Origin of the sequence: Streptomyces sp. NRRL S-495 (assembly GCF_000966955.1) — a bacterium.
Taxonomy (GTDB): Bacteria; Actinomycetota; Actinomycetes; order Streptomycetales; family Streptomycetaceae; genus Kitasatospora; species Kitasatospora purpeofusca.
Map to the genome: position 1 here is coordinate 1 of NZ_JZWY01000927.1, position 9,196 is coordinate 9,196.

The 9,196-nt window shown below is 73.6% G+C and carries 6 protein-coding genes and 3 pseudogenes; 5 read left to right on the forward strand and 4 right to left on the reverse strand.

The window, feature by feature from the left end; translation table 11 throughout:
• Positions 1-453, forward strand: a 453-nt coding sequence (locus VR45_RS36375; protein WP_045944206.1) for a prealbumin-like fold domain-containing protein, incomplete at its 5' end; no start/stop codon positions are given.
• A gap of 250 nt (positions 454-703) precedes the next feature.
• Entirely contained in the window at positions 704-2,368 is a 1,665-nt protein-coding gene (locus VR45_RS36380) for a metallophosphoesterase family protein (RefSeq protein WP_078897287.1), read from the forward strand.
• A gap of 39 nt (positions 2,369-2,407) precedes the next feature.
• Here VR45_RS36380 and VR45_RS36385 read toward each other — a convergent pair whose 3' ends face one another.
• Positions 2,408-2,740, reverse strand: a complete 333-nt coding sequence (locus VR45_RS36385; protein WP_045944207.1) for a YnfA family protein — start codon at positions 2,738-2,740, stop codon at positions 2,408-2,410.
• A 264-nt stretch (positions 2,741-3,004) separates the two neighbouring features.
• Entirely contained in the window at positions 3,005-4,219 is a 1,215-nt protein-coding gene (locus tag VR45_RS36390) for a pyridoxal phosphate-dependent aminotransferase (RefSeq protein ID WP_030391220.1), read from the reverse strand.
• A gap of 97 nt (positions 4,220-4,316) precedes the next feature.
• On the opposite strand from VR45_RS36390, the pseudogene VR45_RS36395 reads away from it, so the two are divergent.
• Both VR45_RS36395 and VR45_RS36400 read left to right on the forward strand, forming a co-directional pair.
• Positions 4,317-4,667: pseudogene (locus VR45_RS36395) on the forward strand (helix-turn-helix domain-containing protein); the annotation flags it as partial.
• Between the two features lie 418 nt (positions 4,668-5,085).
• Positions 5,086-5,895: an SGNH/GDSL hydrolase family protein gene (locus tag VR45_RS36400; RefSeq protein WP_045944208.1), complete on the forward strand. Its 810-nt coding sequence runs from the start codon at positions 5,086-5,088 to the stop codon at positions 5,893-5,895.
• Between the two features lie 49 nt (positions 5,896-5,944).
• On the opposite strand, the gene VR45_RS36405 is transcribed toward VR45_RS36400, so the two are convergent.
• On the reverse strand, positions 5,945-7,645 hold the full coding sequence (locus VR45_RS36405; RefSeq protein ID WP_078897289.1) for a DUF2079 domain-containing protein: 1,701 nt from the start codon (positions 7,643-7,645) through the stop codon (positions 5,945-5,947).
• 188 nt (positions 7,646-7,833) lie between these two features.
• On the opposite strand from VR45_RS36405, the pseudogene VR45_RS36410 reads away from it, so the two are divergent.
• Positions 7,834-8,634, forward strand: a pseudogene (locus VR45_RS36410) (pentapeptide repeat-containing protein); the annotation flags it as partial.
• A gap of 205 nt (positions 8,635-8,839) precedes the next feature.
• Here the strand turns inward: VR45_RS36410 and VR45_RS36415 are convergent.
• Positions 8,840-9,196: pseudogene (locus VR45_RS36415) on the reverse strand (hypothetical protein); the annotation flags it as partial.

Sequence of the window (9,196 nt, forward strand, 5' to 3'; positions counted from 1 at the left end):
GCCGCGCCGGCCGGCTACGACCTGCCGGCCGAGCCGGTGTTCGGCCCGCTGGTGCTGACCCCGGCCAACGCCGCGGCCGGCGTCCAGGTGACCGCCAAGGACTGCCCGTCGCCGAAGCCCCCGGCCACCGGCTCGATCCACCTGACCAAGAAGGACGCCTGGTCGGGCAAGCCGCTCAACGGCGCGGTGTTCGAGCTGTGGCGGGAGGCCAACGGCATCCCCGGCCTGCAGACCCTGGGCATCAACCCGGACACCCGGGCGGGTGACTGCACCACCGCGGCCGGCGGCGGCTGCGACTTCACCCACCTGTCGGCCGGTCAGTACTACCTGCGGGAGACCGCCGCGCCCGCCGGCTACCAGCTCCCGCCGGACCCGGTCAGCGGGCCCTACCGGGTGAACGCCGACGACTGCGTCACCGTCGCCCTCACCAACAAGCAGGACGACGACTGCTGATGACGGCTGTTCCCCCGACCGGGTGAACCAGTGGCCGGGACCGTCCGGAGCGGCACCCCCGCTCGGGACGGTCCCGGCCCCGCGGCCGTCCGGCCCGCCGTCCGGTCCGCCGATCCGTCGCGGAGCGATTCGTCCGCGCACGGCTTTGCCGAGCCATGGTCGAACATTGGCGTTCGACTGACCGGTACGCCCGGGTGCGTTCACCGCCCGTCCGTGTCCGGTCAACACGTGACTGGGAGAGTCCCTGTCCATGGAAACTCCGAACATGGGCGTGCCGGCGAAGCTGGCCGAACGCATGAGCATGGCCGAGCAGCACGAGTACCTGCGGGCCCGTTTCTCCCGCCGCCGGATGCTGCGTGCCGGTGCCGTCTCGGTGGGCGCGCTGGCCGTGGGCGGCACCCTCGGCGGCACCGCCTCGGCCGCCCCCGTCGCGCCGCAGCTGCTGGCCGGCGGCGCCACCGCGGGCATCGACGGCTCGCTGGTCGCCCCGATCGGGCGTCACCTCGCCTTCGGGCCCGAGCCGGACACCCAGTTCCGGGTCTCCTGGCAGGTACCGGCCCCGGTGAAGCGGCCGTTCCTGCGCTACGGCAAGAACCCGTGGGACCTCAGCCACAAGATCGAGGCGGAGGTGCGCACCCTGCACACCCCGGCGCTCACCCCCACCGGCAAGGCCGTGGACCAGTACTACCTGCACGTGGCGCTGGAGGACCTGCGCCCCGACACCACCTACTACTACGGTGTCGGCCACCAGGGCTTCGACCCGGCCTCGCAGCAGGCGATCTCCACCCTCGGCACCTTCCGCACCGCGCCCTCGCGCGACCACCGCTGGGGCAAGGTGTACGAGCCGTTCACCTTCACCGCCTTCGGCGACCAGGGCGTCAGCGACCACGCCAAGGGCAACGACCACATCATCCTGGCCCAGAACCCGGCCTTCCACCTGCACGCCGGCGACATCTGCTACGCCGACCCGGCGGGCTCCGGCCAGGACTCCGACAAGTCGGTGTTCGACGCCACCACCTGGGACGCCTTCCTGGTGCAGACCGAGACGGTCGCCTCGAAGGTGCCGTGGATGGTCTCCTACGGCAACCACGACATGGAGGCCTGGTACTCGCCGAACGGCTACGGCGGCGAGAACGCCCGCTTCTACCTGCCGGACAACGGCCCGGACAAGCGCAGCGTCCCCGGCGTCTACTCCTTCCGCTACAAGAACGTCGGCGTCGTCTCGCTGGACGCCAACGACATCTCCTACGAGATCCCGGCCAACCTGGGCGTCTCGGCGGGCAAGCAGACCCGCTGGCTGGAGCACACCCTCAAAGACCTGCGCAACGACGAGACCGTCGACTTCGTCGTGGTCTTCTTCCACCACTGCGCCTTCTCGACCACCCACCAGCACGCCTCCGAGGGCGGCGTGCGCGAGGCCTGGGTGCCGCTGTTCGAGAAGTACCGGGTGGACCTGGTGATCAACGGTCACAACCACGTCTACGAGCGCACCGACGCGATCCTCGGCAACAAGGTCGCGAAGGCCGTGCCGAGCGGTGCCACCGTCGAGCCGGCCACGGACGGCGTGGTCTACGTGACGGCGGGCGCGGCCGGCCGCAGCCTGTACAGGTTCGACGCCCCGGACAGCTACGAGGGCCACGAGAAGCGCGTCGACTCGGTGGACACCTACTACTTCGCCAAGGGCGGCGGCAAGGTGACCGAGACGGTGGAGTGGTCGCGGGTGCGCTACACCGGCTACTCGTTCATCAAGGTGGACGTCAAGCCCGCCCACCTGGGCCAGAAGTCGGAGATGACGGTCACCGCCCTGGCGGAGGACGGCACCCGGGTCGACCACTACACCATCCTGCGCGAGGTCGGCGAGGGCTGGGACAGCGACCGCGACGACGACGGCGAGGGTGGCGGCTGGGGCTGGTAGGCCCGCCCTCGTGACGCACCTGCGGACCCCGGCGCTCGCTCAGCGCCGGGGTCCGTACATGATCACCGCGACTCCCGCCAGGCAGACCAGGGCGCCCAGCACGTCGTAGCGGGTCGGCCGGAAGCCGTCCACGACCACGCCCCACAGCAGCGAGCCGGCCACGAACACCCCGCCGTACGCGGCGAGCACCCGGCCGAAGGCGGCATCCGGCTGGAGCGCCGCCACGAAGCCGTACCCGCCGAGCACGATCACCCCCACCCCGGCGAGCCACCACGGCCGCGCCTCCCGCACGCTCTGCCAGATCAGCCAGCAGCCGCCGATCTCGGCGAGCGCGGCGAGCACGAACAGGGCGACAGAACGCAGAACGGTCATAGCGGCCCAGCCTAGGGTGCGCCCTCACTCGTCCTCCGGCCCGGGCACACGCGTGAAGCCCCCTGCCGATCGTTCGGGAATCCCGAACGATCGGCAGGGGGCTTGGGACAGGAGCCGGGTCAGGACGCCCGGACGTCGCGCTCCCGGAGTTCGGCGATGACCCGCGCGACAGTGACGAACGCGAAGTGCGGCAGCCCCCGCGTGGTGACGCGGGGGCTGCCGGGGGAAGGCGGGCGGGTCGGGCCTGGCGGAGGGTGGACGGGGTCAGACCTGGCGGTAGGTGGCGAGGAAGCGGCCGATGCGGTTGATGGCGGTCTCCAGGTCGTCGGCCCGGGGGAGGGTGACGAAGCGGAAGTGGTCGGGGCGGGGCCAGTTGAAGCCGGTGCCCTGGACGACGTGGATCTTCTCGCGGAGCAGCAGGTCCAGGACGAAGCGCTCGTCGTCGACGATCCGGTGGACGGCGGGGTCCAGCCGGGCGAAGGCGTACAGCGCGCCCTTGGGCTTGACGCAGCTGACGCCCGGGATCTCGTTCAGTGCCCGGTACGCGACGTCGCGCTGTTCGGCGAGGCGGCCGCCCGGCAGGACCAGGTCGTTGATCGACTGGTGGCCGCCGAGCGCGGCCTGGACCGCGTACTGGGCGGGCACGTTCGGGCACAGCCGCATGCCGGAGAGCATGGTGAGGCCCTCCAGGTAGTCGCTCGCGTGCTGCTTGGGGCCGGAGACGACCAGCCAGCCGCTGCGGAAGCCGGCCACCCGGTAGGACTTGGACAGTCCGTTGAAGGTGAGGGTGAGGACGTCGTCGGCGAGCGCGGCCAGGCAGTGGTGCTCGACGTCGTCGTAGAGGATCTTGTCGTAGATCTCGTCGGCCAGCACCATCAGCTGGTGCCGGCGGGCGAGGTCGAGGATCCCCTCCAGCAGTTCCTTCGGGTAGACGGCGCCGGTGGGGTTGTTGGGGTTGATGACCACGATCGCCTTGGTGCGGGCGGTGATCTTCGCGGCGATGTCGTCGAGGTCGGGGAACCAGTCGGCCTGCTCGTCGCAGGCGTAGTGCACCGCCTTGCCGCCGGCCAGCCGGACCACCGCCGTCCACAGCGGGTAGTCCGGCATTGGCACGAGCACCTCGTCGCCGTCGTCCACCAGCGCGGTGACGGCCATCTGGATCAGCTCCGAGACGCCGTTGCCGAGGTAGACGTCATTGACGGTCACGCCGTCGACACCGCGCTGCTGGTAGTACTGCACGACCGCGCGCCGGGCCGGCAGGATGCCGCGCGAGTCGCTGTAGCCGTGGGCGCGCGGGAGGTTGCGGATGATGTCCTGGAGGATCTCCTCCGGCGCCTCGAAGCCGAACGTGGCCGGGTTCCCGGTGTTCAGCCGGAGCACGCTGTGCCCCGCCTCCTCCAGTGCGTTGGCCTGGTCGACCACCGGCCCCCGGATCTCGTAACACACGTCATTCAGCTTGCTGGACTGCCGAAACTCCATCTGCGGCCTCCCGACCGTCACCCCACACCGACCCTGGTTGCTTTGTTCTACCAAGTAGGCACTTGGAAAGTCCAACCTTTTGGCTATGCTGATCCACATGTCACGCCGAAGCTACGACCAGTACTGCGCCGTCGCCCGCGCCCTGGACGCGGTGGGGGAGCGCTGGAGCCTCCTGATCGTCCGTGAACTCCTGGCCGGCCCGCGCCGCTACACCGACCTGCACGCCGACCTGCCCGGCGTCTCCACCGACATCCTCGCCGCGCGGCTCAAGCAGCTGGAGAGCGAGGGCGTGGTCGAGCGCCGCCGCCTGGAGCGGCCGGCCAACGCCACCGTCTACGAGCTGACCGGGCGTGGGGCCGCGCTGCGGCCGGTCGTCGAGGCGCTCGGCGGCTGGGGACTCGACGCGCTGGGGGAGCAGCGGCCGACCGACGCGGTGCGGACGCACTGGGTCACCGGCGGGGCGGTCACGGCGGGGGCGGGTCCGCTGGCTGACGCGGGCGCGGTGGGCGTAGTGGGTGCTGCGGACGCGGTGGCCGCGGTGGTCGCCGGCTGAGGTCCGCCGAGCCGCGGGGCGCGGTGGGATGGGGTGGCCGGTCGCGGGGGCGCCCGTGTGGGAGGCGCCGCGCCCGCGACCGGCGGTGGGGAGAGTGGCCGCGGCGTCCGGCACCCCCGAGGCCGGACGCCGCGGAGCCCACGGCCCGCGGTTCCTCCCCCCGGCCGTTCCTCCCGACGTTCCCCACTCTGCCCGCCGCCGATCAACGGGCGATCGGCGTCCGCTTGCCGCGGGCGTTGAGTCGTCACCGATCCGCGCGGGCGGACGGGGTACGCGGGTGGGCCCGGGACGGCGCGCGTACGATCGTCGGGCCATGGAGAACACGGAGAACACGCCCACCGCCTTTCGCAGTTACGTCGCCGTCGGGGACTCCTTCACCGAGGGCATGTGCGACGACCTGCTGCCCGACGGCCACTACCGGGGCTGGGCCGACCGCCTCGCCGCCCGGCTCGCAGCCGAACACGCGGCCGGACACCCGGCCGACGGCTTCCGGTACGCCAACCTCGCCGTCCGGGGCAAGCTCATCGGCCAGATCCACGACGAGCAGGTCGACCGGGCCGCCGGCCTGGGCGCCGAGCTGGTCACCCTGGCCGGCGGGCTCAACGACGTGCTGCGCCCGCGCTGCGACATCGCCCGGGTCGAGGAACTCCTCGGCTCCGCCGCCACCCGGCTGCGTGCCACCGGCGCCACCGTGGTCATGTTCAGCAGCACCGACCCCACCCGCCGGATGGCCGGCTCGGCCCGGCTGCTGCCCGCGATCCTGCGGATGAAGGACTTCGTCCACGAGCTCGCCCAGGACCCGGGCATCGCGGTGGTCGACCTGTTCTCCGCGCCCTGCTTCGACGACCGCCGGCTCTGGGCCGAGGACCGGCTCCACCTCTCGCCCGAGGGCCACCGCCGGGTCGCCGAGGCGGTGCTGGAGTCGCTCGGCCGACCCGCCGGCTTCGACTGGCGCGCCCCGCTCCCGGCCACCGCCCCGCCGACCCGCGCCGAGAAGCTGGCCGCCGACGCCCGCTGGGTCCGCACCCACCTCGGCCCCTGGATCGGCCGCCGGCTCACCGGCCGCTCCTCCGGCGACGGCCGCGCCCCGAAGCGCGCGGAGCTGGCGCCGTACGAGGGCTGAGCCCGCGCCGCAGAACTGTCGGGACCGGCAGCTTCCGGGCGCGGGCGGGTCAGCCGCGGAACAGGTTGTGGCCGACGTCCGACGGCACCGCGTCCTGGTACGGGACGGTGTCCGGGCCGGGCACCTGCTCGCCCGGGACCGGCTCGGTGCCCTCCCGGTGCAGCAGGTACACGCCGTCCTCCGACCAGACCGTCCGGTACCCGTGCGCGAGCAGCAGCTCGATCCGCTCCGCCTGCTCCCGGTCGGTCCGGAACGGGAAGGACCGCTTGTCCGCGCGGATCAGCACGTACTCGCGCCCGCGCGGCTTCTCGTCCACCAGCACCACGTCCGCCCGCGCGGTCAGCCGGGGCGCCGCCTGGTTGTCGGCCTCCACGGACGCGCCGTCCGGGACCAGTGCCGCGCCGCGCAGCAGTGCCGCCTCGCTCGGCTTCGGCTGCCAGTAGGCCGGGACGAACAGGTTCGCCACCCCCAGCGGCACCGCGGCCGCGACGGTCAGGGCCGCCGCCGCCACCCCGAGCCGCCGGGTGAGCGCCCGGCCGTGGCAGCGGCCCAGCACCTCCAGCGCGGCGACCAGCAGGATCGGCCACAGGAACGCGTCGTAGTGCCGGGCGATCGACCAGTGGTTCGGGTTGCTGGACAGTACTCGCTCGGCCAGCAGCGGGACGGCCAGCAGCACGGTCGCCGAGCGGAGCGGCAGGGCGAACAGGGTGCCGAAGATCCAGAGCAGCAGCAGCGGCTTCAGCGGGGCGTCGAAGGAGGCCGCGATCAGCCGGGTCGGGTCCGCCAGGACATTGGCGACCGCCGAGCCGCCGTCCGTGCCGAGCGCCTGGTAGTTCCAGTAGTAGCCGGGCACGCCGCCCATCGCGGGCACCAGCTTCGCGATGGCGACCGCCGAGGCGAGCGGACCGCCGAGCAGCAGCCCCGCGCCCCAGCGCACGGCCGGACGGCGCCGGGCCGGATCCGGGTCCCGCCGGGCCCGCAGCAGCAGCACCAGGCCGTAGGCGCCCACGGCCAGGCCCATGTCCTCCTTGGTGCAGCACAGCAGCAGGCCGGCCAGCGCCGAGGCCCAGTACTGCCGGGCCATCCCGCGCTCCAGCATCAGCAGCGTGAGCGGCACCGCGAAGGCCACCTCGTGGAACCCGCCGCGCGAGGCCACCAGCAGCGGCCACCCCAGCCCGTACGCGAGCGCGGCCAGGTCGGCGGCACGGCGGGCGGTGCGCGGGTCGGCGTCGGCGAAGCAGCGCCCGGCGATCCGGCGGATCAGCGGCACCCCGGCGGCGAAGCAGAGCGCCTGGCCGAGGAGCAGCGAGCGCGGGTCGTCCCAGAGCCAGTAGAGCGGCGCCATCAGCGCGATCACGGGGGAGAAGTGGTCGCCGAGCAGCGAGAAGCCGGGCGGGAACTCGTGGTGGAAGCTCTTCAGCGTCGAGACCGGCAGACCGAGGTGGGCGTAGCCGCGCACGCCCTGGTCGAAGATCCCGAGGTCGAAGCCGCCGAGCTGGGCGGTGGTCCACTGCTGGAGGCCGATCGCGAGGCAGACCGCGAAGCAGAGCAGGGTGAGGCCCAGCGTGCGGGCGCGCGGCGGGATCCGGAGAGCCGGTTCGGCGGCGGGGTCGGCGTCGGCCGGGGCGGCGTCGGTGCTGGCTGAGATGGCGGCGCTGGCAGAGATGGCGGTGCCGGCTGAGCTGATGGTGCTCGTGGCGTCCTCGGCGCCCTCGGTGTCCGGGTACGGCGTCACGTCGTGCCGGGACATGCCTTGGGTCCTCCGTTGGTGCTGTGGTGCGCTGAGCTGCGGTGCTGAGCTGCGGTGCTGCGGCGCCGGTGCTGTGCTGCCGGTGCTGCGGTGCTGGGGTTCGGCCGACCACACTAACCGACGGCCGTTCGAAGCGGTCGGTACGCTCTACAGCGCACCACTCGTCGTCCTGGAGGAACAACAGCACCGTGAGCGTCCCGAGCCTCAACCTTGTCTCCGACTGCGGTAGCTGCTTCGGGCTGTGCTGTGTGGCACTGCCGTTCGCCGCCGGCACGGACTTCGCCGTCGACAAGGCCGCCGGCACCCCCTGCCGCAACCTCCGGACCGACTTCACCTGCGGGATCCACGAGCGGCTGCGCGAGACCGGCTTCCCCGGCTGCACCGTCTACGACTGCTTCGGCGCCGGTCAGCAGGTCTCCCAGGTGGTCTTCGGCGGGCGCAGCTGGCGGGAGGCGCCGGAGACCGCCCGGACGATGTACGAGGTGTTCCCGGTGGTGCGGCAGTTGCACGAGCTGCTCCAGTACCTCACCGAGGCGCTCACCTTCGCCCCGGCCCGCCCCGTCCACGGGGAGCTGCGCCGGGCCCTGGAGGAGACGGAGCGGCTGGTCGGCGGCACGCCGCAGGAGATCCTGGCGGTCGACGTCCCCGCGCACCGGCAGACGGTGGCCGAGCTGCTGCTCCGGGCCAGCGAACTGGTCCGGGCCGCCGTGCCGCGTCGGCGCGAGCACCGGGGGGCGGACCTCTTCGGCGCCCGCCTGCGGGGAGCGGACCTGCGCGGGGCCAACCTCCGGGGCGCGATGCTGGTCGCGGCGGACCTGTCCGGGGCCGACCTGCGGCTCGCCGACCTCGTCGGCGCGGACCTGAGGGACGCGAACCTGGCCGGCGCCGACCTGACCGAGGCGCTCTTCCTCACCCAGGCCCAGCTGAACGCGGCCCGCGGCGATGCCACCACCCGCCTCCCGGCCGCCCTGAAGCGGCCCGCGCACTGGCCGGAGAGGGCCGGCGCCGCGGCCCTGGCCGGACGCGCGCCCCGCAGGCAGCAGGCCGGCTCGGGCTCGGGCACCGGTACCCGTTCCGGTTCCGGCTCGGGTTCCGGCTCCGGCGGACGGCCGAAGGGCGGCGGCGGCCGTCAGGGCAGGCCGCGTCGCGGCTGAGCGGGCCGGGGCGGTGGGGTCGGCCGCTCCGACGCGCGGGTCAGCCGGTGAGCAGGCGTGGACCGGTCGTGGGATGTCGGCGGAACAGCGCGCACCCGGACCCGGCGAGGAGCAGCAGGGCGACCGCGGCGAGGGCGTAGGGGGAGCCGGCCGGGTGGAGCGGCCAGGCCCAGGGGCGGGGGCTGCCGTCCGGGTGCCAGCCCGCCGCCGAGCAGACCAGGGGGACGGCGGCGAGCGCGGCCGCGGCCGGGCGGTGGCCGATCAGGGGGTGGAACAGCAGCGCGAGGCCGAGGTAGCCGGCGGTGTTGCGGGCGACGACCAGTGCGAGCGCCCCCTGCCCGGCGGCGTACGCGAGGCTCCCGCAGGTGGCTCCGGCGGCGGCCAGGGTGAGCGCGAG

Excerpts from the sequence above, each read along its gene's own strand:
- VR45_RS36385 (WP_045944207.1), bottom strand. The coding sequence starts at position 2,740 with ATGACCGTTCTGCGTTCTGTCGCCCTGTTCGTGCTCGCCGCGCTCGCC.
- VR45_RS36380 (WP_078897287.1), top strand. The coding sequence starts at position 704 with ATGGAAACTCCGAACATGGGCGTGCCGGCGAAGCTGGCCGAACGCATG.
- VR45_RS36400 (WP_045944208.1), top strand. The coding sequence starts at position 5,086 with ATGGAGAACACGGAGAACACGCCCACCGCCTTTCGCAGTTACGTCGCC.
- VR45_RS36390 (WP_030391220.1), bottom strand. The coding sequence starts at position 4,219 with ATGGAGTTTCGGCAGTCCAGCAAGCTGAATGACGTGTGTTACGAGATC.
- VR45_RS36405 (WP_078897289.1), bottom strand. The coding sequence starts at position 7,645 with ATGTCCCGGCACGACGTGACGCCGTACCCGGACACCGAGGGCGCCGAG.